Source organism: Sphingobacterium bambusae, from assembly GCF_033955345.1.
GTDB classification, from domain to species: domain Bacteria; phylum Bacteroidota; class Bacteroidia; order Sphingobacteriales; family Sphingobacteriaceae; genus Sphingobacterium; species Sphingobacterium bambusae.
The window spans coordinates 3,882,760-3,907,776 of record NZ_CP138332.1 but is presented as its reverse complement, the minus strand read 5'-3'; the positions used below and the strand labels follow the sequence as shown (position 1 = coordinate 3,907,776).

The 25,017-nt window shown below is 44.9% G+C and carries 20 protein-coding genes; 9 read left to right on the top strand and 11 right to left on the bottom strand.

The features are described from left to right. The first annotated feature begins 217 nt into the window (after positions 1-217). The gene (locus SCB77_RS16275) at positions 218-412 is read left to right on the top strand and encodes a hypothetical protein (protein ID WP_320183054.1); all 195 of its coding nucleotides are present in this window, start codon (positions 218-220) and stop codon (positions 410-412) included. 184 nt (positions 413-596) lie between these two features. Here SCB77_RS16275 and SCB77_RS16270 read toward each other — a convergent pair whose 3' ends face one another. From SCB77_RS16270 to SCB77_RS16250, 5 genes are all read right to left on the bottom strand, one after another. Continuing rightward, positions 597-2,507 (bottom strand): alkaline phosphatase, encoded by a 1,911-nt coding sequence (locus SCB77_RS16270; protein WP_320183053.1) that lies wholly within the window; start codon positions 2,505-2,507, stop codon positions 597-599. 124 nt (positions 2,508-2,631) lie between these two features. After that, on the bottom strand, positions 2,632-4,194 hold the full coding sequence (locus tag SCB77_RS16265; protein ID WP_320183052.1) for a RagB/SusD family nutrient uptake outer membrane protein: 1,563 nt from the start codon (positions 4,192-4,194) through the stop codon (positions 2,632-2,634). Positions 4,195-4,212: 18 nt separating this feature from the next. Continuing rightward, positions 4,213-7,314 carry a SusC/RagA family TonB-linked outer membrane protein gene (locus SCB77_RS16260; RefSeq protein ID WP_320183051.1) on the bottom strand — a complete coding sequence of 1,034 codons (3,102 nt, stop codon included), beginning with the start codon at positions 7,312-7,314 and terminating at the stop codon, positions 4,213-4,215. 4 nt (positions 7,315-7,318) lie between these two features. Next, complete coding sequence (locus SCB77_RS16255; RefSeq protein ID WP_320183050.1) at positions 7,319-8,422, bottom strand: FecR family protein; 1,104 nt, start codon at positions 8,420-8,422, stop codon at positions 7,319-7,321. A 79-nt stretch (positions 8,423-8,501) separates the two neighbouring features. Further along, a complete protein-coding gene (locus SCB77_RS16250) occupies positions 8,502-9,101 on the bottom strand; it encodes an RNA polymerase sigma factor (RefSeq protein WP_320183049.1) in 600 nt (199 codons plus the stop codon). A gap of 257 nt (positions 9,102-9,358) precedes the next feature. On the opposite strand from SCB77_RS16250, the gene SCB77_RS16245 reads away from it, so the two are divergent. The 8 genes from SCB77_RS16245 (at position 9,359) to SCB77_RS16210 (ending at position 16,693) form a co-directional block, all read left to right on the top strand. Continuing rightward, positions 9,359-10,714, top strand: coding sequence for a tetratricopeptide repeat protein (locus SCB77_RS16245; protein WP_320183048.1), 1,356 nt, complete (start codon positions 9,359-9,361; stop codon positions 10,712-10,714). After that, positions 10,692-11,606, top strand: a complete 915-nt coding sequence (locus SCB77_RS16240) for a hypothetical protein (protein ID WP_320183047.1) — start codon at positions 10,692-10,694, stop codon at positions 11,604-11,606. The genes SCB77_RS16245 and SCB77_RS16240 overlap by 23 nt, the downstream gene beginning before the upstream one ends. A gap of 46 nt (positions 11,607-11,652) precedes the next feature. Further along, positions 11,653-12,705 (top strand): DKNYY domain-containing protein, encoded by a 1,053-nt coding sequence (locus tag SCB77_RS16235; protein WP_320183046.1) that lies wholly within the window; start codon positions 11,653-11,655, stop codon positions 12,703-12,705. 198 nt (positions 12,706-12,903) lie between these two features. Then, positions 12,904-14,244, top strand: coding sequence for an Rcat domain-containing protein (locus SCB77_RS16230; RefSeq protein WP_320183045.1), 1,341 nt, complete (start codon positions 12,904-12,906; stop codon positions 14,242-14,244). A gap of 8 nt (positions 14,245-14,252) precedes the next feature. After that, entirely contained in the window at positions 14,253-15,257 is a 1,005-nt protein-coding gene (locus tag SCB77_RS16225) for an SPFH domain-containing protein (RefSeq protein WP_320183044.1), read from the top strand. Positions 15,258-15,268: 11 nt separating this feature from the next. Next, complete coding sequence (locus SCB77_RS16220) at positions 15,269-15,487, top strand: hypothetical protein (RefSeq protein WP_320183043.1); 219 nt, start codon at positions 15,269-15,271, stop codon at positions 15,485-15,487. Positions 15,488-15,526: 39 nt separating this feature from the next. Next, positions 15,527-16,381 (top strand): hypothetical protein, encoded by an 855-nt coding sequence (locus SCB77_RS16215; RefSeq protein ID WP_320183042.1) that lies wholly within the window; start codon positions 15,527-15,529, stop codon positions 16,379-16,381. Positions 16,382-16,414: 33 nt separating this feature from the next. Beyond that, on the top strand, positions 16,415-16,693 hold the full coding sequence (locus SCB77_RS16210) for a hypothetical protein (RefSeq protein WP_320183041.1): 279 nt from the start codon (positions 16,415-16,417) through the stop codon (positions 16,691-16,693). A gap of 186 nt (positions 16,694-16,879) precedes the next feature. Here the strand turns inward: SCB77_RS16210 and SCB77_RS16205 are convergent, their stop codons facing one another. From SCB77_RS16205 to SCB77_RS16180, 6 genes are all read right to left on the bottom strand, one after another. Next, on the bottom strand, positions 16,880-17,956 hold the full coding sequence (locus tag SCB77_RS16205) for a dipeptidase (protein WP_320183040.1): 1,077 nt from the start codon (positions 17,954-17,956) through the stop codon (positions 16,880-16,882). Positions 17,957-17,969: 13 nt separating this feature from the next. After that, positions 17,970-18,440 (bottom strand): RidA family protein, encoded by a 471-nt coding sequence (locus SCB77_RS16200; protein WP_320183039.1) that lies wholly within the window; start codon positions 18,438-18,440, stop codon positions 17,970-17,972. Positions 18,441-18,465: 25 nt separating this feature from the next. Beyond that, positions 18,466-19,782, bottom strand: coding sequence for a gluconate:H+ symporter (locus SCB77_RS16195; protein ID WP_320183038.1), 1,317 nt, complete (start codon positions 19,780-19,782; stop codon positions 18,466-18,468). Positions 19,783-19,793: 11 nt separating this feature from the next. Next, the gene (locus tag SCB77_RS16190; protein ID WP_320183037.1) at positions 19,794-22,061 is read right to left on the bottom strand and encodes a beta-N-acetylhexosaminidase; all 2,268 of its coding nucleotides are present in this window, start codon (positions 22,059-22,061) and stop codon (positions 19,794-19,796) included. Further along, complete coding sequence (locus tag SCB77_RS16185) at positions 22,061-23,698, bottom strand: alpha-L-fucosidase (protein WP_320183036.1); 1,638 nt, start codon at positions 23,696-23,698, stop codon at positions 22,061-22,063. Before SCB77_RS16185 ends, SCB77_RS16190 begins: the two co-directional genes overlap by 1 nt. A gap of 102 nt (positions 23,699-23,800) precedes the next feature. Further along, positions 23,801-24,907, bottom strand: coding sequence for a D-TA family PLP-dependent enzyme (locus tag SCB77_RS16180; RefSeq protein WP_320183035.1), 1,107 nt, complete (start codon positions 24,905-24,907; stop codon positions 23,801-23,803). Between the last annotated feature and the right edge of the window lie 110 nt (positions 24,908-25,017).

Here is a 25,017-nt window from a genome sequence, read left to right as displayed (position 1 = left end):
CTTTGGTTCTTCATATGCTTTTTTTATTCATTTAAGCAACGGTAGTCCTTCGATCGTATTCGTTGAAGCAAGAACAGGGTAAAAATTGGCACGGAGCACCTTCAAGTTGTCTGTTACGCTTGAGCCTATCATTGTGACAACGTACTCTTTCATAACAATATATTTCACATAAATTAATTGCACTATCATCTAACGAATGCTACGTAGCATTCGTTAGATGAAGTTTGAGAACAGGATATTGATGAAGCCTGTTAGATTTGTGAAAAACTCCTCTTGCAACCTGATTGTCGACAAGGAGATGTTGAGGGCTGATGATCGTTTATTGATGTGCCTCATGGGCTTTCTTTTGCTTGTCCTTACTTTGTTGATCGGGTATGTTGCTTTGTCGATCTTTGCAGATGAGACGATGTAAGGCAACAACAAGGAATTGATACCTTAATGAATAATAAAGTAAGAGGACATTGATTTCCTGTATGCGGTCAGGAGCTCCCCGTTTGACCTCTCCGGTAGACACATGTGCTGGGAGAAATCCACTTTTGCAAGAAAAATCCCAAAGATGAAGAGCATTGGGATTTTTCCGCCCTCTCCTCCGTGGCCTATTTGCGAAAGAGGGTTAAAATACGATCAAATATAGCCGTATTTTGAAAGAACCCCGTAAATAGCTGCGCTCCGGGACCGTAAGCCATCACGGGCACCGCCATGCTACTATGATCGTTGGATGCAAAGTTACCCTGTACGTATCCCGATTGCCAGTCCGTGTCAATAAGGGATAACGCTCCCGTTTCGTGATCAGCCAATACAATAACCAATGTATTTCCGTCTTCGTCAGCAAACCGCAATGCTTCGCCTACTGCCCTGTCAAAATCCTGCGTTTCTGTTAAGGTATATTCCATGTTTCGCGCATGTCCTCCCCAATCGATCTGCGCGCCTTCGGCCATGATGAAAAAGCCTTTGTCACGGTTTTGGAGTTTTTCGATTGTAGCGATCAAGGTTTCGCTCAGGATAGGACCGCGTCCGTCCTTTACTGGCCGAGTGAGGGAGTCGGGCAGAAAGTAAATGGATTTTTCCGATTTTGATGCGCTAAATTCCTGTTTCGTATCGGGCAGCTCAAAATTATTACGCTTTAAACCAGCGACCAATTTTTTCCATTTTTCCACATCTTGATATGCACCAGGTTTTCCGCCTATCAAGATATCAGTGTCTTCATTGTGCATTAGCGACTCGCTGATCGCCTCTGATGCATTGCGATCTTTATGCGAGGTGTAGAATGCCGCCGGTGTGGCATCAGAGAGGTCGCCTGTTGTAATAATTCCTGTACGGATGCCCAAGGGACGAAGAATAGCAGGTATTCGTGGTAGCGCATTCCCGCTGCTGTCCACGCTGAGCTGCTCGTTAAAGGTTTTTTGACCGGTGGCTATGGCTGAGCCCCCGGCTCCAGAGTCTGTATTACCCGGGCTAAGGGAACTGGTAAAAGAAAAACCGATATGTTTCATCCGACTCATGTTTGCCAGACCTTTATTTGCGGAGATAGCCGCCTGTATGTGCCCCATCCCCATTCCATCGCCTATTAATAAGATCACGTTTTTCACCCCATGCGCAGATCGTCCGTCAGACACATAGGTAGGCTGATACACATCGTACGTATTTGAGGATCTATAACGACTAGAAGCAAGATGATCCAAATACTCCTTCAACAGAACAGGATAGTCCGTGTTAAGCCAAGTAACACCCATTTTTTCTAACGTAAGCCAAGTATTTGGACTTTCTGCCGTCCCCCATAAACGAAATGGAATACCGATCATTTTTGCATGCTGAGCTTCTCGCTTTATTTTCTGCATGGCAGCAGGTGAAGGAACGCCCTTGCCATTCCAAGTGGTATATGATTTTAGATCGTCACTGATCATGCCTACATGCTTTTGCTGTTCGGCAGTGTATGCTATGCCAGGGCGCCCGTCAAAATAAATCCATGCGGGAAATTTCTCGAATTCGCTGACGGGAGGCATATTGCCACTGATCACCATCTTCACAGGCTGCGCTGTGATCTGTGGATCAACCATAAAACGGTATTTCTCCAGCAACGCCAGCAGCGGTGGCATGAGCTTTTTGTAGTCTTCTTTAAAGTCCAACAGCAACTGCAATTGCTTCGTTTCATCGGCAAAAGCTTTACCTCCATTTTCTTTGAAGAGCTTGGCCAATGGACGCATATAGGTATCCTCGAGTGTAAGCCCCTGTTTTATCTTCGTTCTGTCGTGCGCGGCATACAAGCTATCCCTATGTAAGAAAAGATCGATCTCGATAGACTCCATCCCCGCATGATAAGCTGCAAAAAAAGGAATCGCTTGCTCGTAATCGTTATGGCTGTGTCCTCTTACAGGTACGGACATCGGTTGTTTCTCTCCAAACATCAGTTGCTCGAAACGATAGTGCATATCCGCTTGCTGGGCCAACAGCCAAACTGGAGTGCAGAGAAGTGTCCCTAGCAAGATCGATATAAGTCTTATTTTCATTCTAATCATCTGATATTGATCCAATAGAAATTTATTAATCTTCCGTAAAGAGAATGACTTTTCATCGAAGCATATGCTTGACGAAAAGTCATCCTCTTATGAAATTGTTATATAGATTACAGTATTACCAACCTTCGTTCTGTGCAATTTTTGCATTACTTAAATCCTGCGGCGGGATTGGCCACACATGGTGGATCGCTGGATTAAAGTTACGTGCACTCCATACTTCGCTCACCGTAAAAGTCGATTCCGGCTTGGTCTTATCGGCATGAATCCTCCCTGTAGCCGGTTTGGCATAAGCGGCCTGCGCGTCACCCCAGCGTACAAGGTCCGAATGCCTATCTGTATATTCCGCTGCAAATTCAGAACGGCGCTCTTGCTTAAGGTCATCCATATCCGCACCCTGGATAGCTGCTAGGCCAGCACGGTTGCGCACCCTGTTTATTTCTACATCCGCATTTTGACCTTGTTGGATCAAGCCTTCCGCCTTCATCAACAGGATATCGGCATACCTTACCAAGGGGATGTTCAGATCAGAGGTAGGATAATCCCCACTGGGGTTCAGGTGCTGCGATGCCGGTGTACGGAACGGATGCATATATTTATTGAACTGGAAACCCGTCTGCGAATTGGCCGAGTAATATTTTCGTTCCTGACCAAAAAGCGTATACGTATCGCCGAATGCCAAGATGGTAGCTGAACGGCGTGGATCGCCTTCCTCGAAGGAATTATAGAGCTCTAGCGTAGGATGAAAGTAACCCCAACCATTGTACATACCATATCCGGTATTTTCAAACAAGACACCAGGAAGGATTGATCCGCGCGTCCGATTGGAGACAACGGAAAAGATATACTCTGACGAATAGTTATTCTCTATAAAGAATACACTGGCGAAATCCTCTAGCGGCTTGTCGGTATCAATTAATGCTCGACCGGATCCTGAATTCGTCACCATATCACAATATTTGACGACCTCTGCCCATTTGCCTTGATCGTAACGCGCCCACTGCACATTGGTCTTCGCGAGGTAGGCATAGGCGGCATCTTTGTTGGCACGACCGAGGTCTGCCGCACCGTAGGTCGTCACCAAGGGTAACAGTTCCGCAGCTTGGAGTAGATCAGCCTGTATCTGTTCAAAATTTTCACGTACATGCGATGGGCGGTCAAAATGCAATTGCTCCATATTCTCCTCCGTCACGATCGGCACGCCCGCACGTTGGTCTCCATAGTACTGTGAAAGATAAAAGTATGCGTAACCGCGCATGAAATAGGCTTCGCCCAACACACGGTTCTTAACATCATCAGCGATCGGCATGGCCGGTACTTTGGTCAGGATGGTATTGGCCCGTTGTATAATTTGATAAAACTTCTTGTACATACTGTTGATACGGCTTTCCGTACCCGTTGCGGTAAAGTTCCGTACTGCAGCAGAGCCTGCATCCGTACGCCCGGTGACCATATCGTCCGATGCGTTGAGGAACCAGAATAGACCACGACCAAACATATTATCGTCGCTAAAATGTTCGTAAAGTCCATTGGCCGCAGCAATTGCATCGCTTTCTGAATTCCAAAAGGCGGCATCTGTTGTTGACCCTTGTGGTGTTAGATCGGTGAACGACTTATTGCATGACTGCGTACTAATGCTCAGACCGAAAAGGGCTAAAGCTATATATCTATTGAATTTCATGTTTTCTCTATTGATTTATTAAAAATTAACGTTGAGTCCTACGGTGAACGTTTTGGCCAATGGATAGCGTCCCACATCTAGACCTATATCACCAACTTCAGGATCTATCCCGGAATAAGAGGTAAAGGTAAAGGGGTTCTCCGCAGAGAAATATACCCTAGATTGCAATTTTCCCAACAATTCAGGAATACGGTAACCTACCGTTATGTTCTTAATACGGAAGTAATCACCATCCTCTAGATACCAGTCGGATACCGTACCGAAGTTACGATTAGGGTCTTCGCGTGTTAGGCGCGGGATCGTCGTATTGGTATTTTCGGGCGTCCAAGCGTCCAGCACACGCGCATCCAAGTTGTAACCTTGTAGTCCTGCATTAAATGCCGTGTACTTATATCCATTAAAAATCTTAGTTCCACCAACGCCATAGGTAAGCACACTTAGATCAAAGTTTTTGTAAGCCACGTTTGCAGAGAAACCATAGGTAAATTTAGGTATGGCGCTCCCCATATACTGCCTATCACTATCATTGATCACTCCATCTCCATTGGTATCCACGAAGCGTAAATCGCCGCCTTTTGCCTGAGGCTGTATAGGTTGATTATTCGCATTCCTATATGCTGCAGCTTCCGCATCTGATGCAAAAATGCCCGCAGTAGGAACCATGTAATAAGAATAGAGTGGCTGCCCTGCTGTCGACCGATAAGGTAACAGTACACCACGGACATGCGAACTGTGGGCAATGAAATCGTTAAAGTAGCCGTCCAAATCCTTCAGCTCGTTTTCGTTGAATCCTATATTCGCATTTAATCCCAAGGTCCAGTCGCCAAACGTATCATTGTAACGCGCACCAAATTCAAAACCCTTGTTTAATACATCCCCCACGTTGGCCGTCGATCCTCTTTCTAGTCCGATGTGCGGATTAGCTTCATTTTCCTGAATCATACCAAGTGTCGTCTTCCGATAATAGTCAGCATTTATGCTCAATTTCTTGAAGAGCATAACGTCTAAACCAATATCAAGCGATTCTGTACGCTCCCACACGATGTCTGGATTAAACTGTTTGGTCATGGCATAGTGGCGCACCAAGGTATTGCCTGACCCCAGTGGTGTAGACTGACTAGTGGTTAGCGGTAGGTTGTATGCATAATATTCTACAGACCGAATATTACCAATTTGTCCCCAAGATCCGCGAATTTTTAGGTCGTCGATAAAGCTACTGCTAAAGAAGGGTTCAGCGGAAATTTTCCAAGCTGCAGAAACGGAAGGAAAAACATCAGAACGGTACTTTTCGGACAACCGCGAGGTACGATCTTGACGAACACTAGCCCCTAGGTAATAGCGATTGCCATAGTTGTAATTTACCCGTGCAATGGCCGAGGTCAATGCATCTTCCCACACCGCACTGGTTGGTAGCTGTGGTATCTGCGCTGCATTTCCGATGTATTGGTTCCAGCCCTCCTCACGCACAAATCCCATGGCCTGCACATAAAATTGGTCGTGTCTTGCTTTCTGCGCAGAATATACCGCAACGGCATCTACGTTATGGAGCCCGAAACTCTTCGTATAGTTCAACTGTTGATCCCATATCCAACGATTTTCGCGTTGTTCCTCATGCGTCAAGTAGTTGTTGCCATTCGCACGCCCGATCTCCGGGATCTTGGGATCAAAACGTTTGTAGGAATAGCGCCTCATGTTCAACGCGAAATTCGATTTAAAGGAAAGTCCGTCCATAATTTTTATAGATGCAAATACGTTCCCATTCAAATTAAGTGTAGGATTGTTGACAGAAGGTCTCTTAAGCAAAGCTACGGGGTTGTATGTATCGCCATAGGCGCTTGAAAATCCGGCAAGATCTTGCGGCACAGTACCGTGGAACAGACCATTTTCATCATACACCGGAGCAGCCGGATTCATGTAAATCGCATTGATGATCGATCCGCTGTAGCTACTTTCGGTATTGGTACCGCGCGTCGTGGTGTGGTTCACATAGAAGTTCTGGCCAACAGCAATACGGTCGGTAAGGTCAAAATTGGACTTTATCCGATAGGTAAAACGCTTGTAACCGGTATTGAGCAACAAACCTTCTTTGTCGTGATAGCCAAAAGACGAGCTATATGTAGCCTTATCTCCTCCCCCGGAAAGCTGTACGTTCGCGTTCAAGATATCGCCTGTCTGAAAGATTTCCTCCATCCAGTTGGTACGCGTTACCTGTCCCCATGGGTTTTGCTGCGCATTATGTGCAGGAGGCAGTGCAAGGCCATCATTTGCATAGGCTGTATTATAGGCATTGGCATATTGTTCTGCGTTTAAAGCAGAAGGCAGATTGCTTGCATTTTGCCAGCCGCGGTAAAGGTCTACATTCAACTTCGGCGTACCCGATTTACCACTTTTTGTGGTGATCACGATTACTCCAGAAGAAGCCTGAGCCCCATATATGGCCGCCGCAGCAGCATCTTTCAAGATATTCACGGACTCAATGTCGTTCGGATTGATAGGTCCACCGTAATAAGGCATACCATCGACCACATATAAAGGCTCGTTATCGTTCAAGGTGTTCATACCCCTAATAAGCACTTTCGGATTTTGTGATGGATCGCCACCTGCAGACATGACGGTGACTCCTGCCACATTTCCCTGCATCATATCGCCGAGGTTGGTCACGGGGCGATCTACCTGCGTGCTCACGTTCGGTAGCGAACTTACCGCCGTCGTCAGATCTCCTCGACGCTGTTGTCCATAACCTACAACAACAACTTCACTAAGTTCAGAGGATTCCTCATTCAAACGGATAAGCATGGAGTTGCTCTCTCCTTCCTTCATTTGCTTTGCTGCCGTCTCGTAGGGCTGGTAGCCCATCATACTTACTTTGAGGCGGTAATTTCCTGTAGTTTGGACGTCTCCAAAGGTAAACATACCTTTAACATCCGTAGAAACCTGAGCTACGGCTTTTCCATTTCCATCAAGAAGTTGTATGGTTGCGCCCGGTATGGCTACCCCGCGGTTATCCATGATGGTTCCACGCAGCTGCCCACTAGACTGTGCCCAAGCGGTGGCTGCGACGAACAGCGCGAGACCGCTCAGGGCTAATCTAACATTCCTGACAATGTTTCTTTTTTTCATCTCTCTATTTGTTTGTTTTATTACTCTGTTCTTTTAATGGTGAAGGCAAAGGTTCAACCTCCTTGGATACGATGATGCCACCGTCGGTTGTCTCCGTAAAATGGAGTCCGTTCATCTGACATACAATGCCTATAATGGAGGTTACCGATTCGCTGCTTTTAAATTCACCAGTGAATGTAAGTCCTGCCAGCTCGTCTGCATTGGAGGAAATGCGCACTTCTTTTTTGCGCCCTATAGAATCAAAAACTGCCAAGAGTGGTGTATCTTGGAAGGACATTACCTCCTCCACAGCGGCTCGCTGCGCAGGGACTGTTTTCTTGATTGGTAAAGATCTTTGCTGTGGATTGCTCATGATAACCTCACCAACCTCCGTCAGAATTTGTAAGTTATCTCCCGGTAGCAGGTATTTCTTCTCCATAGACAGTTTGGCCGCCGGCGTGGCCTCAACAACGATCTTACCAGATTGCAAATAAATATCGAGCCTATCATCCTGCCGTGTGTCTACCGTGAAATCTGTTCCAAGTGCCGTCGTTGTATACCCATTTGCCCATACCACGAAAGGACGAGTAGTATCGTGGGCAACTTTAAAACGTCCACGTCCTTTTAAGTGTAGTGTCCGATTGGATACGCCATAAGTTTTGGTATAGCTCAGCGAGCTTCCGGAGGATAGGATAACGGTGGAACCATCTGATAGGACTGCCTGTTGGTCGTGTTGCAGGTCATTAACAAGTTTTAAGGTATCGTTGGAGGTAGAAGCTGTGCGATGCGCATGATGAACGAGACGTTCTTCTTGGCTGACAAAGGTATATAAGCCCAACGAAACCGCTAACAGCATCGCCGCTGCAATGGACCAGTTGCGTAGTCTAGCTGCCGGCCGCTCCATATGCACAGGAGCATCCATCCTATCATAAATCTTGTCAAGCAATTTTTGATATGCTTCCTCGCTCAGGCGTTCATCTTCTTTCGGATCGGCACCAAAGACTCTTTGGAGATCTTCCTGTATTTCGCTTTCGTTTACCCGTATATCCTCAAGCAGGCTCTGCTCCTCTTTTTTTGAGAGCACCCCTTTCCAAAAGCTCGCAATCCGTTTACCTATTTGTTCCTTCATCTAGGATAAATACCCAGACAAAGGGGAATGGTGATGCCTTTTTAGATTAACTTATTGTTAATAAAAAACAAAGAAATTATTAGGTCAAAAAATACAGCAACATGCCCAAGGTATGGGCTGCGTAACGGGGATACCGCTGATTGACATATTCACGTATGGCTACGTTGGACTGTTTAAGGTAGTCGGCCACGGATTGTTGGCTTATGCCTAGCAGCTCTGCAACATCCGCTTTCGAGCGCCCCTCATAGCGGCAAAGTTTGAAAACTTCTTTTTTCCTAGCAGGAAGATTATCCACCGCTTCTTCGAGCAGCGTTAGCTGTAATAGGTGGTTGGCCTCTGTTTCCATCGCATCGTTGCTTGCCACCGGCTCCGCAGGATAACTGTCTACATACTCTATAGATTCCTTTAGTTTACTGCGCAGCATGTTTAATGATCGATTATAGCTAACCACAAACAGCCAACCCCCGACCGATTCTTTACCATCAAATTTAAATCTGTTTTGCCATAGTGACAGAAAAACGTCTTGAAGGATGTCTTCAGCAATACCGGAATCTTTAATCAATTTCAAAATGTTTGCATGAACGGCCTTATGATATTGCTGATACAAGCGATCAAAGGCTTTCTTGTCACCTCTTATCAACTGGTGGATATCCTCTTTCTCGTTTACGTTTTGTGCCATCTTAGCTGCTTTTGCTATCGGTTAATATGGAAAATCGCAGCAAAATTATCGAAAAACGGTGGGGAGTAGGATGAATTTGATGTTATAAAATTATTAAGCATTTCTAGCGGATAACAGCGGGCGAGCAAACAAAAAAGCAAAGTGTGCGACGCCCACCGTCAACACCCATATTGTAAATATGCGTTTGCGAATCATAAACAAAAAACACTTTCCATAAAATATGGTTTAATTTTCAAGTTGAGCGGAAAGGAACCGAAATGAAAAAAGTGATTTCTATTATGAAGTTGATGAGCATGTTCTACCTGCTACTCTGTGGCCTGTATGTGCATGCGCAGGAAAATGAAACAGAAGCCAAAACCAGCAAGGCCCTATTGTGCTACGTGGACAAGGAATATGAAAAAGCCGCGCAGCTGTACGAAGAGTTACTGGAAAAAGACTATAAAAATACCTACCTGCTCACACAATGTGGATTAAGCTACTACCACCAACAGAAATATGAACAGGCAAGAGAGAAGATGCGCTTAGCGACTTTGTATGGCGATGTAAACGATAAGCCAAAAATGGCGATGTACTATTCCAATCTTTCGGCGGCCTATTCACATCTCAACGATGATGAAAAAGCTTTTGAGACGGCAGTGAAGGCCTATTACATGGACAACACATCGCAAAGCCGCTTGTGGAATGCGGCTTCCATGGCGCAGAATTTGAGCCGCTATGACAATTGCCTGAAATTGATGGACGATGCGGAAACTGGTGCACTGCACTATGCTTTCGAAACACTTTATGCGCGCTCCTACTATGGAAAACAAAACTTCGAAGATGCCGTTCGTCATTATGTCGCGTTTTTCGACCATTACAATCAGCGTGACGATTTTGTACCCTTGATTATTAAAGATGAGCGAAACAATTTTTTACATGCCTCGCTCCACTTATTAAGTGCTACGAGCGATACCGATAAGCAAGATCAGATCATCGGTCAGGTCGTGCGGGTAAAGCACTTGCATCCTATGGTCATGTTCCGCCAGGATATGCTCCATGCATTCACGCGTGCAGACAATTATTGTACAACGTATAAACTTGACTGCACAACGTGCAACAAGGTGTTTCGCGCTTGGGTAAACGATCCGAACATCTATGACGAGATACGATTCAATTTTCATGCACTGCATAATTATGAAAACACCTACCAACTTAGCACAAGCTATTTAGAAAATAAGGATTTAGGTGATACGGAAGTGGAGATTAAACAGCTTCAATTTTTATCGGCACTACATCTGTACCTAGCGGCATACAAAAAACGGGGCCACGTGGAAAAAACTGGCGAAACCACGAAGTTATTGGCTTATTTCGATGGTCTTTTTGCCGGCAAAACGACCTATAGCGATGCGGAATTCAAGGCCATTCCGGGCATAAAAGTGTTACTCATGAATATGTTGGATGCTTTTCGGGCAAACTTCCCCAATGTAGAGGAACAAAAGCTTGCAGTCCCTTTATTAAAGAAATTTGTGGTAAGAATTCCGAACGATACGATCAAAAACAAAACGTTGGAGATGATTCAGCAGGAAGATGTAGACAAGGAAAGTACCCATTATGAAGAAAGAAACAACAAATAACAGCGGATCAAAATTGCTGATATACGCTATTTTGGCGATCGCGCTGCTTGGCTTAGCAGCCTATGGCTTCTTTGAATTTAGGAAGCAACATGCCGTTTCGACAGCGCTTACGGTAAAGCCCGACTCGACCAAACATGACGATAAAAATCCGCAGAACACTAGCGAGAACGATAGCTTGCCGAAGGAAGATTCTTTAATTGTCCCTAAAAAATTACCAATCGCTTATGATGGTGACAATGAACCTTGGCGCGCCTATCGAATTATTGGATCCTCCAAAGATCTGGCGGCCCTAAGCTTAACATTTGGCAGAAAAGTGTGGGTAGACGATAGCCAGTCGGACGAAGCGTTCAAGGCCGTACTGATGGTTGGAACCGGAGATCAAAAAAAACAATCATTGAAAAAATTGCAGGCCGATCTGCTGATCGAGGATTATCGGTTCGAGAAGTACAGAAGCAACTTCTCTTTAGCGCCCTTTGCCACGTTGTCCTCAGGCGTCAAGAAAATCTTAGTGGACGACAATTACAGCGATGGAAATACCTACAGCTTGACGCAGAATGAAGCGCGCGCGAAATCTGCCGTTGCATTTGGCGATTTTGACGAAGATGGTATGGAAGATATTGCCGTCATCGTGGATAATAATGAAAAGCAGATCAGCAGATTGCTGATTCTCTGCATGAACAAAATCACGCAACAGCCCTACATCGCTTTTGCAGAGAACTACGCCGACAAAATGCGTATTCGATCATTTAAGAAAGATGCGAAGATCTACATGAACAGCCGCGAGTTTGTGCCTGCACCGCGAGCAGGTATTGTGCTAACGGCGGAAGATATTGTGCTAGCAATCGTTTACGATGTGCAAGCGCAGAAATTTAAAACGTATTTTCAAGAATGAGGAAATGGGAATGCATGTAATTTTTAAAATAATTACCAGCTGTTTTATGCTATTTGGTCTATTAGCTTGCAAAAAACAAGTCAGTACATTATCGGATCACTATTACTCAAAAGGCGATAAGCTCTATTTTATTCCCGGCGGAAACGCATTTGAACGTGGTTCACGAGCGATGGATGCAGATATCGCAAGCTTCGCCGTGATCGAAGGTCTTTACGCTCGCGACAAATCAAACATCTTCTACCAAGGATGTCCACAACCTATGGTGGATTTGGCCACATTCCGTTTAAAAAACAACATACCAATGGATAAAAACCATGTGTACTATAGCAACAATCTTGTTGGAGTAAGCGCAACCTGTGCTAAACAGCAGTTGACAGTAATTCCGGAAGCCGACCCAGAGAGCTACGAAAAGATAGATGAAAGCGAAGGCTATTGGGCAAAAGACAAAGCGCATTATTTCTATCTAAATGTGCCTGTCGAGTTAGATTATCAAACATTCTCCATACGAAGCCGTTATTTTGCAGAAGACAGCGCCCGCGCTTACGTCATAGCCAGCAAATCGTTGCTCCCCTTAACATACCGCTTTGCCAAAGCTACACTTCTCACCGAGCATTATCTACTGCTAGATCGAAACAGGTTATTGTATTATGAGCGAGACCGACAGATCGGACTGCGGGAAATGGAGATTTTCCCCGCCAAGGATGTCGAGGTGCTGCATCCATCAACCTTACGTGTAGATGCGCAAATTATCTATAAAGGTAGACCATTTGGCGCTGCCAATGTGAACTATAAAACTTTTGAAGTTTTGGAGAAGTCCTCGCCCTTGCACTTTTGGGCAAAAGATGCCGTCCATGTTTTTCACAACGAAATGCAGCTACCAGATGCAGATCCTTCGACGTTTGAGGTGCTGCATTATGCGGTAGCCAAGGATGCCCAGCATGTATACGTTGGAGATCGTATCTTGAACGATGTGGATGCGCCGTCGTTTCAGAAAGCACCAAAAACGGAAGGCCTTAACTATGACTTTATCGACAAAAATGGCAATAAATATCGCTACCGCGTGCTAGACAAAAAACCTTCACTCATCAAGCTTCCATAAGCATACCCGCAAACGCGATCAAACTGTTCAACCTGTGCCGTTAAAAGAAGGCTTGTTCGCAACAAGAAAGAAAGGCAAAAGCTACTAAGAGTTGGCGAATATAAAAGCTCCTTTTACGGATTGTAACTGCTTTGCGTTTTACTGGATCGATTCCCTTATAATTAGTCTTTGTTAGCGCTTTAATAGCAATTTACACCTATGGCAAAACGAGTAACCGCTTTAAAATGTCCGCAATGTGGAAGTGTCAAAAAGCAATCCATCAAGGAAGATCATTACATCTGCAACCACTGCGATACCGAGTATTTTTTGGATAACGACGACATTAATATCAACGTCAACCACAACCATCGGAATACGGGAACCGTCGGAAACAAAGAGCTTAACAAGAAGAATATTACAATTGCTATTGTTGCTGCTGTGTTGGCATTCTTCCTGCTTTTCTCTCAATTTCTCTTTAGCCCCAATTCCAGTCCTACCGTCAATGACGACAATAAATACAGCGATCGCCCTTGGGATCAAATGGTGTATACGGGATCTGACGGCAGACCCAAGATACTATTCTCAGTAGAAAGAACTTACGGGGTTTATGGCGATAAAAAAACGGAAGTTATGTTTCTCTTTTATGATCCTATAGACGATCGCATGGTGAATGAACAGAAGCCTGCAACAAACTGGAATGAATATCCTACATTGGATTTTAGACAGTTCGGAGACAGTTCGATATACTTTATTGCCGACAAAATCAATAGGTTGTTTTTACTGGACAAGAAAAATAACCAGTTGCTGGATGTTACCGAGAAGATGTTGCTGAGTAAGCCGGAACTTGCTTCAGGATTGGCAACTATAAAGTTTCTGGGAGAGCTCTATGGCGACGGCTTCCAGATTATGGCCAATGATGGTAAAGAATATGATTATTTCCCCATCGCCAATAGAATCTATGCCGATCGAGATCAGCGATACGCTGACGCAGAGAAACTGAGCACACTACCCAACGATGCAAAAGAAAAGAATTACTATGTATTCTCCGAAGAAAGCTCTGCTTACCCTAAGGAGCCGATCCAGCTGATAAAATACGCTTATAAAGAAAAAACAGGCTATCCCATCCGGCTTCCGTATAGGGCTGAATGGAATGACATTACAGATCACGATAGAGATAAGTTTTCCACATACAAATCACTCTTCAGCTATCATGATAAAAGAGTAAGCAGCTATAAAGATCTCACGCCGGGAAGAACGTATTTTGATCCCCATATCATGTACCAAGAGGAAAATAGGCTATACATCAAGGTGCTTCCAAATGCCAACCCAGAGAATGTTCCCTTGCTCCAAAAAATAGACACGGAAACAGGAGAAATACGTTGGACCTACAAACCGGAAGCGGTAAAAGCTGAATTTGACGATATCAGTCTGTATAAAGATGGAATTGGTCTGTATGTATATAATTTTGGATCACCCCGCATTCGTAAATTCATTTTACTTAACGACAAGGATGGTAAGCCCGTCAAAGAGATTGAATTAGATCATTTTAAACTTAAATAGAACGCCTCATGTCCATATTTAATTTTTTTAAGAAACAGCTTTCCACCGTCATCGAGTGGAATCCACAGCAAACGGATATCCTACTATGGCGGTATCCTGCCAAAACAGATGAAATTAAAAATGCCAGCAAGCTGATCGTTGCGCCCGGCCAGGGCTGTATCTTGGTGTACGAAGGAAAAGTAACCGACGTACTGGATCAGCCCGGAACCTACACGATCCAAACGGATAATCTGCCTTTTATCACGTCCTTGCTTAAGGTGATGCAACTTTTTGAAAGTGAGCATAAGGTAGGCCTGTTTTTTTACCGAAAAGCAGCGGTGCTAAACCAAAGTTGGGGAACTTCATCACCGATAAAATACGTAGATAGCGTCTACAAAATTCCGGTGAAAATGAGTGCCTTCGGAAACTTTTCCTATCAGCTCGACAACCCACACAAGCTGTTTACCGAAATAGTCGGCTCGACGAACGAATTGCGCACAGATACTTTCCGCGATACCATCCAGTCGCGCATTCCCCAACTGTTGATCACCTATCTAGCGACGCAAAAATTACCCTATACGGAAATAGACACGCAGCTTCAAAAAATCACCACGGAAATACATGCGCAGCTTATCTCGGAATTTGAAAAGCTAGGGCTGCGCATCACAGACTTTCGATTGGAGGGCAATAGTTTTGATGCGGAAACTGAAGAACGAATTGGCCGCGTTGCCGACGTGACGGTAGATGCCATGGCTGCCGCCGAAGGAGGACTCAGCTACGCGCAACTGGAAAAACTACGGGCACTACGCGACGCTGCAAGAAATGAAAACGGTGTTGCAGGCGCAGGAGCCGCTTTGGGTGCGGGACTCAGCATGGGTAATTTGTTCAGCAAATCGATAGACGATGTCACTTCACCTGCCAAAACAGCTGACCCTATCGAGCAGCTACAAAAGCTTAAATTGCTGTTAGATGAGCGTATTATTACGCAGGAAGAATTCGATCAGAAGAAAAAAGAATATTTAGAAAACTTGTAACTACAAAGCATATGAAATATTTCATTATCGCTCTTTTCATACTGTCGCTGTTAGCCGTCTGCTTGCTGAGTCTAAACTACCTTTGGGCTTGGTTTCCGGTAGATTATAGCCAAGTGGCCAAAATCGCTTTTTCCGCGCTCATTATCTTGCTAGGCATTACGGGCTTAGCCATGATCTTTAGCGGTGCTTCCGGCAAAAACCCGAATCATCCGAATGTCGGAAAGCGCTAAATGTATATCAGCTGTTATCGCTAACACCAATTTTGTCTTATGGTAAAGATCGCTATTATCACGCTTATATTGCTCAGCAGTTGTGTCATCTACAGCTGCAGTTCCAACGCCTATCAGCCGCCGCTTAAAAGCACGCCACGCCCAGACTGGCTAGGCAGTGAATTTACAGAGGTAATGATGATTGATGATGAGAACACGGCAGAGCAAGATGGCTTTTATCTAATCAACCAGTCTCTTCCTTTTTCAAAAGATGTGGTACCGGTATTTTTTATCAGCGCACACATTCCGCTAGATTTGTTTAAAAATCCGGACGGCTTTTTCCCAGAATTAGATGCCTTTATTTTGATCATCCCCGATTGGGAGCTTTACAGCAAGGTAACGGAGGATGCGCTGAAGAATGGCATCGTATTGGAGCCGGCGACGTCTAACTTCTACTACCGTTTCAGGCGTGTGGACGGAAAAACCGAAATCGATGACTATTACATTTCGGGCGATGAACATCCACAATTTAGCTATAAAGACGCCGCTACTTCCAAAGACACCTTGACGGTTTACCGAAAAGAGCAGTATGGGTCGGTATGCTGCCCGAGAGATGAAAAGCATGTCCTTTCGGCACAAAATGTTGCATTTATCGACATCTATGAAAAGCAAAACGGCGTCAAGATCGATGGTATATTTCGGGAAACCAAGGGCAAAGAAGTTGAACATATCGATTACTATACGCTGTCGGGGTTGACAGTTAATGAAAGATTAGCGTTCCTGCTCGCGAAAAACCAACAATGGCAGATAGGTGGGAAAGGTGTTTTCGACCCGAAGGAAAAGCTTATCATATGCCCGACGATCGTGCCGATGGTTAAGGAAGGTCGTGGTGCCTTGCATGCCCTGAAGTTTTAAGTGTAAAGATTCTAGATTTTCTATGATAACGCAATGCTTTTACATACTTTACCTCGCGTGTTAATCGGCCTAGTTGGCCTCCTTATTTTAGCTTTTCAGAATCTGCAGGCCAACACAGGTGGTGGTAACAGCGGCATGGATATCAAATTGTGGTTGTTTATTGCCGTAACGATTTTGTTTCTCGAAGGATTGTATCTGCTCTTCGAAGCCTTCTATTTGTTGTATAAAACTCGGTACGGACTTGCTTCCATAAATTTCGCTATTCTAGTGTGCGGCATGGCTATTTTCGTTCTTTTGGCTAGGAATAACTGAGCGTCGTTTTGACCTTCTACGAGATGAGCAATTAAAACCTTCAATTATTGGCCAGCATCAGCTGTACTACTTTCTACGGCTTACCGTTTTAATTGGTCATCAATATAAAACAAAAAGGCTATCTACAACAAGATAACCCTTTGTTTTATAAACAACTTTTCATTTGTTATGCATAGAAAAAACGCACTAACTTTTCCAAGTGTTCCTTAAGAAATCAAGCCAATTCTTGTGCATAATGCCTTCAATATCTGCAGGCGTGTAACCCCTTCGAGCTAGCAGATCGACGAGGATCTGTAAATCGGCAATGGTCTCTAGATCATACGGGCATTGCTCACGGCCAAAGGCTCCATCAAGATCAGAACCGATACCAATATGCTTGGCATTTCCGGCAAGCTGACAAATATGATCGAGGTGATCGACTAAGACTTCCAGATTGCAATGCATCTCTTTCGGCGTAGAGATGCCGCGTTTCCAGTTAGGTACCATCATCCAAGCATCCAAGGCACCACCAATTACAGCACCGCGATCAATCAATGCGAGAATTTGCTCATCGCTGTATTGACGATTATGATTGACCAAAGTGCGGCAATTGTTATGGCTTGCCCACACCGCTCCATTAAAATGATCGAGAGCTTCCCAAAAACTATCATCACAAAGATGTGTAGCATCCAAGATAACGCCAAGCTGTTCCATTTCTCGCAGCAATGCTTTCCCTTGCTCGCCTAGGAAACCTGTCGCATCAGTGCCTTGTGCATAACGCCCCGGACCGTAATGCGCAGGTCCAACAGCACGCAAGCCACTGGCGTAAGCTTCGTGAAGATTATCCAGCGTAACGAAAGAATCCGCACCTTCTAAACTGAGGATATAGCCAATCGGTTTGTCTGCATCGGCTACGCTGTCATCTTCCCAAAGGGCGATATGTTGATTTAGCGTTTGCAGATCGCTAACCTGCACCATTTCTCCTTTTTTTTCCATCGCTTTGTACCAAGCGAGTTGTCCTTGCGTTTGCGCCCAAGCCTGTTCCGGCGAATGCCAACCCGGCAATGTATTGTCGGGGGTCACGTAACGGGCGATTTGCGTCGCCACCACCAAACCGATCTTGCCACGACGCAAATCCGGTAGGGAAACCACCGCCTTAGCGCGATCCGGTTTATCGGTCAAACCGGATTCGCGGGCGTTTATAGCGTGAACAGGCTGCGTTAAATCGCGATTCCATTCCAAAGCATTCATGCTGAGGTCAAGATGTGCATCAATGATAAACATAGCCAAGAGATAATTATACTAACTCGAATAAGGCTTCGATCTCTACAGGAATATTATCTGGCAAGCTGCCAAAACCAACAGCACTACGCACGCCAATTCCGTTTTCTTCGCCCCACACCTGTGCAAACAGTTCACTGCAACCGTTGATAATAAACGGATGTCTTTCAAAATCTGCAGTACAGTTTACCATCCCCAATACTTTGATCACGCGTTTCACCTTCGTTAAGCTTCCCAAATTCGTTTTGATGGTCGATAACATCGTCAAGCCAACCTGACGTGCAGCCAATTTCCCCTCTTCTTGATTGAACGCCTCACCGATTCGTCCGATAATCAAGCTTTTATCATCTTGCACAGGCCCGTGTCCGGAGAGGTAAAGATATTTCCCGTCGATAAGGTAAGGCTTGTACACACCTAGTGGCGCTGGCGCTGGTGGCAACGACAATCCTAATTTTTCAAAACGTTCATCTGCATTTAAATTTTCCATAGTTGTATGTTCTTGTAATATGTTTTTAAATTAAAAAATAGTTGATGATGAGTACACCGATCAAGCCGATAATAGCCACCAGCGATTCCATAATGGACCAACTGAGAAAGGTATTTTTCACCGTAAGGTTGAAATACTCTTTAAACATCCAAAATCCGGCATCATTCACATGTGAAAAAGCCAGACTTCCGGCACCGATCGCTAACACCATCAGGTTAGGATTTGTTCCGGCCTGCTCCATCAGCGGAATAACCATACTGGCCGTCGTCAATCCGGCGACTGTTGCAGAGCCTACACAAGCCCGGATGAGCGCGGCCATCAACCAACCCAAAATTAACGGATCTAATGGTAACCCTTGTAATTTATCCGCAATTTCCTGATCGACGGATGTTGCTGTTAAAATCTCCTTCAAAGCGCCCGATCCGGCAATGATTAATAAGATGGGGGTCACATCTTTTAACGCCTCCACACAATATTGCATCAAGGTAGCCATATCGGTCTTGCGTAATAGGCCGAGGGTCACTAAGGCATATCCAAAGGCAATTAGCAATACAACCGACGGCGCGCCAATAAATGACAAAACGGTTGCGAATTGCGCCTGATCGCCCCAAAGCATGCTTGCTCCGGTTACTAACAATAATAACAACACGGGCAGCAAGGCTGTAAAGAAGCTATTGAACGTTCCGGGTAAGGCTTCCGACGGTATACTTTTTGCCGTGAATGTTGCCAAAGGTTCGCTAGGCATCTTTTTCAGGTATTTTGAAAAAACAGGCCCGGCAAGAACAATTGCGGGAATAGCTAACGTAAAACCATAAGCCAGCGTAAGCCCCATATCGGCGCCAAATTGAACAACCAACGCTGCCGGAGAGGGATGTGGCGGTAAAAAACCATGCGTAACGGACAATGCTGCCAACATAGGCAGACCGATATACACGGCCGGCAATTTATAACGATAGACAACGGTAAAGATCAACGGCACCATCAAGACGAAGCCGATTCCGTAAAACAACGGTATCCCGATCACGAAACCAATACACACCATTGCCCACTGCATGTTCTTTTCGCCAAAGAGCTTCATCATCACTTCCGCAATACGCTGTGCTGCGCCGCTTTCGGCAACCACCTTACCAAACATGGCTCCAAAGGTGATGAGGATCAATAAGCCGCCCAAGATATCGCCGATCCCTTTTTCTATAGCCGGAGCAATTTTTTCTGTTGGCAATCCCAAAAGAAAACCAGCCAAAATAGACACCAATAGAAAAGAGATAAAAGTGTGTAGCCGTGCGTAACTAATTAAGATAATCAGCAAGGCAATACAGGCAAACAGTATCAATATAGTCATATGCTTCTCGTTTAATAAACCGACAATTCATCTAGCAGTAACCAAGGCTTCCCTCCCGCTCCATAATAACCGGCTGGAATCTTCCCTTGATTTACAGCTTTAATTTGTACAAAACGTGCTTTTGTCTTTCTAAAACTAGCCTTAAATGCATTAATTCCATTGGAACCTTGCGGCTTTCCCTCGAATATTGTTTCGTAATCTTTTCCATTCCTAGAAACCAAAATCTGCACCGTCGTTGGCAACCACATCTTTTGCCAAACATAGTTAAGGAAATACGTTTCTACCTCAGAAACTGCACAAACACGTCCCAAGTCCACGGTAGCCTGAACATCACCGCCTGAAGCCCCAATCCAAGCGCCGTCATTGTAACGGCTCGTACCTTGCTTTCCATCGCTGAGCACCGCTGGATTGACTTTATAGTTGCCATGGGTTTCGCTTGCCAAAACAACGGTGCGTCCCGTGCTTAAACTGTAATTAATCTTCCGTGTATGCAAACGTCCAACAGGCTGCCCTGCGCGAAAAGTCTGTGCATACAGTGTACAGGCTTTGCTCATGCTCACCGCTTTTTTATAGGGCCTAAACTGACTGTAATCGGTCCCTTTTGTGCTATACCGAATTTCAAGATCGGGATCTGCGGTCTTAAGCTGTACGCTTAGCCGCCCTTTCCCATCAACAGCTATGCTATCCTCTACATCGGAGAGCACATCCGCATAGTGAATATCAGCGGCTTTAAAAAACGGATAAAAGCTTTGTACGCGTGTTACAAAATCCGCAAAATCTTTCTGCTTACCGCCTGTCCAAGCGATTTCTGCAAGCGCAAGTATGCGCGGAAATAGCATATATTCGACTTGGTCTTCGCTATCCAGATACTCGCTCCAAAGATTTGCCTGTACACCTATGATATGCTTTGCTTCTTCCGCAGATAGCACCGCTGAAACAGGTTGATAGGTATAAATCTTTTCTAACGATGTGTAGCCCCCTGCTGCAAGCGGTTCTTCGGGCGCTAACGATTGATAATAATCCAAGTAGACATATTTTTCCGGACTCATAATCGCGTCATGCCCTGCTTTTGCCGCATGAATCCCCCCTTCTTCTCCTGTCCAACTCATAATCGTTGCATCTTTCACCAAGCCGCCTTCTAGAATTTCATCCCATCCGATAATGCGTTTGCCCTTGCTGTTGACAAAATCGGAGATGCGTTGCATAAAGTAACTTTGCAATGCAAATTCGTCTTTTAAATGCTCTTGCTCGATCCGCTTTTGACAATGCGGACAAACACGCCATTTATCTTTCAAACATTCATCGCCTCCGATGTGAATATATTGACCGGGAAATAATGGAATGACTTCAGACAACACATCTTCTAAAAAGGCGAACGTTTCTTCTTTCCCTGCACAGTAGACATCATCAAAAATACCCCAAAACATGGCGGTTTCATACGGGCCTCCGGTACAACCTAACTGTGGATAAGCCGACAGTGCTGCGCGTGCATGTCCGGGCATTTCAATCTCCGGAATAACGGTAATTTGCTTGGAGCGTGCATAGGCCACCAAGTCTTTTACTTCTTCTTGGCTATAATAGCCGCCGTAACGTTTCCCGTCGAAACGATGTGGGAGTTCTTTTTTGTGACCAATCAACGTTCCGTTGCGATAGGCTGCCTTCTTTTGCAGTTCCGGATACTTCTTAATTTCTATGCGCCAGCCTTGGTCATCCGTCAAATGCCAATGAAAGGTATTGATTTTAAAATAGGCCAATATATCCAGCCACTGCTTCAATTGATCGATACTAAAAAAATGCCGACTAACATCCAACATGGCACCTCGGTAGTCGAAACGTGGTTGATCTTCTACCTTCATATGCGGAATACGCCATTTCGCTTGCTCGCCATCTACGGCTGCTATGGACTGTACAAAGGTCTGTATGCCGTAAAATAGTCCGGCTTCGCCGGAAGCAGTAAGCAGGATTCCTATTGAGTCAACGCGCAAGCTATAGGCTTCTTTTGTCGCAAAACGATTGGTATCTATAACTAACTGAATGATCTGCGCCTCCTTGTAATTTTCGACATGCAGGTCCATAGCTTTTGGAAGACTGTTTTCTAAGTGACGGATCGCGTCCGCAGATAGATTGGCTTTTGCGTAATCAAAGGTAAGCGTATTACCAAAATCTAGGTACGCTTTTCCTTGCGAGAATTGCTCCGGCTTAGGCAAAATCCGGGCTTCCTGCGCACTTAAGAAACCAAGGGTAGCGAGACAATAGATTAAACAGATAAATTTCTCCATTAATTACCTCTATAAATTTTACTTTCGGCTTCCACAGATAATCCAGATTGAATAGCGACGGCTTTGTATTCATATTGTTGCCCTTTTTTCAGTTCAGGAGCGACAATTTGAAACTTTCCATCTTTGGCAATGGCGACCTCTTTGGTCTTCAACCATTTGCCTGCATATAATGTTTCCACTTGGCCGGCATAAGGACGGTAATAAAAGTAAGCTTTACTTGCTTTCCCATCGAAATCATGCACCATACCTTCCAGTTTTACTCCTGTTGCAGTTGTTTCGCTTGCTCCCGTTTCCACATTTACAGCACGATCGATCACAGGTTCTACGCCATCGATTTTAATAACGACGGGATTTGGCCAACGGTGATCATCATAAAGGCGCTGCGCTTTAACCACCGAAACCTGAAGACCTTGAGCCGTCTGTTCAAAATAACATGTTACGTCATCGCTTTTATATTCGATCACCTCACTATTCTGCCCTAAAACACTTACCGATGTTTTCGCTGTTGCTTTTGCCGATTGAATTAAAAATTTCTGCCGTGTTCCTTCTTTCCAGTCCTGTGCCTCTGTGACAATCGCGTACAGCGTTTTCCTATCGTTCTTTGCGGTAAACCAAATATTTTGCTCATGACTAACCACCCACCCACGTACGCTATCCATAGCTTCCCGGTTCACGAAATGCCAAGCTGCCATTTCGCGTAAGCGCTCTTCTTGTTCGATAGGAAGTTCCCCATTGGGCTTAGGCCCGACATTTAACAACAAGGATCCTCCTTTCGCTCGGGCTTCAATTAACAATTGCAGCAATTCGGTACCCGATTTGTAGCGATCGTTGGTTGGTTGATATTGCCAAGCCGTTCCCATCGTAATACACGATAACCAGGGTTCATCAATTTGCGTTCCCGGCAACACTTGCTCCGGTGTTTTGATGGCTCCGCGCGTAATCAAGATATCCGGCTGCAAGCGCCAACTCACTTCTTTTACAACTTCTTTCGGATCACCATCGATAAACAAAACGTCAATTTTCCCATAATTGGTCAAGAGTTCTTCGCACTGTTGTCTTGTGTATGCATCATAGGCTTTGGCTAGTTCCGGTGTCAAGGGCTGAGCCGGTCTATTAATCGGAATTTGATGTTCACGTAGGAACAGGAAATCTTCCGGAGAGAAATAATAGCCAACGCCCAAACCTGCTGCTCGCGTCGCATCGACATATTCTTTTAGCAAGTCTTTCCCATAGGGCGTATTCATAATATTAAAAGCGGTAGTTTTTGTATCCCACATGCAAAAACCGCTGTGGTGCTTTGTGGTAAACACAATATATTTCATGCCGGCAAGTTTTGCTAAAATGGCAAGCTCCTGCGGGTCAAAACGAGATGGGTTAAACGTTTTAGGTAACTCCTCAAAAAATTTATGCTCAAATTCTTTTGATGCACCCACCAAGGCGTGACTGATAACAATGCCTAATTGCGCATCCACACTAAAATGGACAAATAATCCGGCTCCAGTATTTCGCAGCCACTCCATGCGTTCGGGTTTGTTAAGATTGTAGCTACTCGATTCATCATCGGTTACCAAATCATTTTGTGCAAAACAAGGCGATAGAAAAAAGATGGATAAACAAATAAAAAATAGTCTCTTCATAAAATAATCGTTATTAGGGTTGTTTTTGCTCTTTCACGGTTTAGGCTGCGAAAGAAATGTGTGTTAGTGAAAAAAGTTAGTATGCGTTTTTGTGTTTGACAATTACCTGCCGCGAGCATCTACTTGCCAAGTTGCTGTCAATTGACCATCGTTCACAACATACAGCTCATCGTATAAAGCTACCGTCGGACAAACATGTACCGGTAAGGCGTAAAAAATGTCGCCAATAGCATATATCTCTTCGGCGCGATGACGAACAACGAGGTGTTCTTCGCTCTGACCTACAGCAATGATACCGGTTGCATTCAAAAAGAAAAACCTATTTTCCAAGGGGTTTTCGGAAGCAACGGCTTTATAGCCCAGATCCAAACAGAGATGATTTTCTGCGGGAATAGAGACAACACGCGCTAATAATACGGCGGCTGGTAGAAAATGCTGCTCTGGCAATAAATCCGTATACCCCTTATCCCATAGCACGAACGTGCCCGGACTGCATTCTACTTCCGGATAATCAACATACACCGGAAAAGTAGGCGAACCTCCCATCACAAGCTCGGGTTTTGCAATTCCTTCTGCTTGCAATACCGCAGTCATCTTCAAAATTGACTTTAATGAATGCTCACAACGTATTTTTCGCTTTTCAAGTTCCAAATCACGAACATGACCATCATAGCCGTGAAAACCACGACAGTTCAATCCTTCCGTGCTTGCCGCAAAACGGTATAAAGCCAGTGCCTCGTCGCCGAGTAATATTCCTGTGCGTCCCATGCCCAAATCGAGATCTACAAAAACATCCACAGAAAGGTTCAACTCGTTTGCCATGCGCGCAATTTCCTTAGCCGAAGAAACCGCATCGATCAAGGTTGAAAAGCGCGTTTGCGGATACTGCTGTATAAGACGCAGCAGTCTTGCAACTTTCGGACCTTGCACAGGATAGGCTAACAAAACATCTTCCGCACCACAATCTGCAAGCATTTGCGCTTCCGCGATTGTCGCACATTTGAATTTCTGAATGCCTGCTTCCTGCTGTAATTGGGTGATGTGTTTGCTTTTATGGGTTTTAACATGCGGACGAAGACGTTTCACATCCCCAATCATCGCTATGGCAAGTTGTATATTGTGACGAATACGTTCTGGAAAAATGAGTAAGGCCGGCGAATCAATCTCTTGTTCGGAATCTACGGTGTACCACGCTTCAACTCTATTCATAGACGGGTTTAATGTTTAGGATTTAATACTGCAGTATTTCCTAAATATCTGTTTTTATTTCCGAAATCGGAAACAAAACTGAAAGAGATGCGTGATGAGCCGTTCGGTTT

Bases quoted from the DNA above. Each gene is read 5' to 3' on its own strand.
- SCB77_RS16180 (WP_320183035.1), bottom strand. From the start codon at position 24,907: ATGAATAGAGTTGAAGCGTGGTACACCGTAGATTCCGAACAAGAGATT.
- SCB77_RS16190 (WP_320183037.1), bottom strand. From the start codon at position 22,061: ATGGAGAAATTTATCTGTTTAATCTATTGTCTCGCTACCCTTGGTTTC.
- SCB77_RS16275 (WP_320183054.1), top strand. From the start codon at position 218: ATGAAGTTTGAGAACAGGATATTGATGAAGCCTGTTAGATTTGTGAAA.
- SCB77_RS16255 (WP_320183050.1), bottom strand. From the start codon at position 8,422: ATGAAGGAACAAATAGGTAAACGGATTGCGAGCTTTTGGAAAGGGGTG.
- SCB77_RS16245 (WP_320183048.1), top strand. From the start codon at position 9,359: ATGAAAAAAGTGATTTCTATTATGAAGTTGATGAGCATGTTCTACCTG.
- SCB77_RS16205 (WP_320183040.1), bottom strand. From the start codon at position 17,956: ATGTTTATCATTGATGCACATCTTGACCTCAGCATGAATGCTTTGGAA.
- SCB77_RS16235 (WP_320183046.1), top strand. From the start codon at position 11,653: ATGCTATTTGGTCTATTAGCTTGCAAAAAACAAGTCAGTACATTATCG.
- SCB77_RS16200 (WP_320183039.1), bottom strand. From the start codon at position 18,440: ATGGAAAATTTAAATGCAGATGAACGTTTTGAAAAATTAGGATTGTCG.
- SCB77_RS16215 (WP_320183042.1), top strand. From the start codon at position 15,527: ATGGTAAAGATCGCTATTATCACGCTTATATTGCTCAGCAGTTGTGTC.
- SCB77_RS16240 (WP_320183047.1), top strand. From the start codon at position 10,692: ATGAAGAAAGAAACAACAAATAACAGCGGATCAAAATTGCTGATATAC.
- SCB77_RS16210 (WP_320183041.1), top strand. From the start codon at position 16,415: ATGCTTTTACATACTTTACCTCGCGTGTTAATCGGCCTAGTTGGCCTC.
- SCB77_RS16260 (WP_320183051.1), bottom strand. From the start codon at position 7,314: ATGAAAAAAAGAAACATTGTCAGGAATGTTAGATTAGCCCTGAGCGGT.
- SCB77_RS16265 (WP_320183052.1), bottom strand. From the start codon at position 4,194: ATGAAATTCAATAGATATATAGCTTTAGCCCTTTTCGGTCTGAGCATT.
- SCB77_RS16195 (WP_320183038.1), bottom strand. From the start codon at position 19,782: ATGACTATATTGATACTGTTTGCCTGTATTGCCTTGCTGATTATCTTA.
- SCB77_RS16225 (WP_320183044.1), top strand. From the start codon at position 14,253: ATGTCCATATTTAATTTTTTTAAGAAACAGCTTTCCACCGTCATCGAG.
- SCB77_RS16220 (WP_320183043.1), top strand. From the start codon at position 15,269: ATGAAATATTTCATTATCGCTCTTTTCATACTGTCGCTGTTAGCCGTC.
- SCB77_RS16185 (WP_320183036.1), bottom strand. From the start codon at position 23,698: ATGAAGAGACTATTTTTTATTTGTTTATCCATCTTTTTTCTATCGCCT.
- SCB77_RS16230 (WP_320183045.1), top strand. From the start codon at position 12,904: ATGGCAAAACGAGTAACCGCTTTAAAATGTCCGCAATGTGGAAGTGTC.
- SCB77_RS16270 (WP_320183053.1), bottom strand. From the start codon at position 2,507: ATGAAAATAAGACTTATATCGATCTTGCTAGGGACACTTCTCTGCACT.
- SCB77_RS16250 (WP_320183049.1), bottom strand. From the start codon at position 9,101: ATGGCACAAAACGTAAACGAGAAAGAGGATATCCACCAGTTGATAAGA.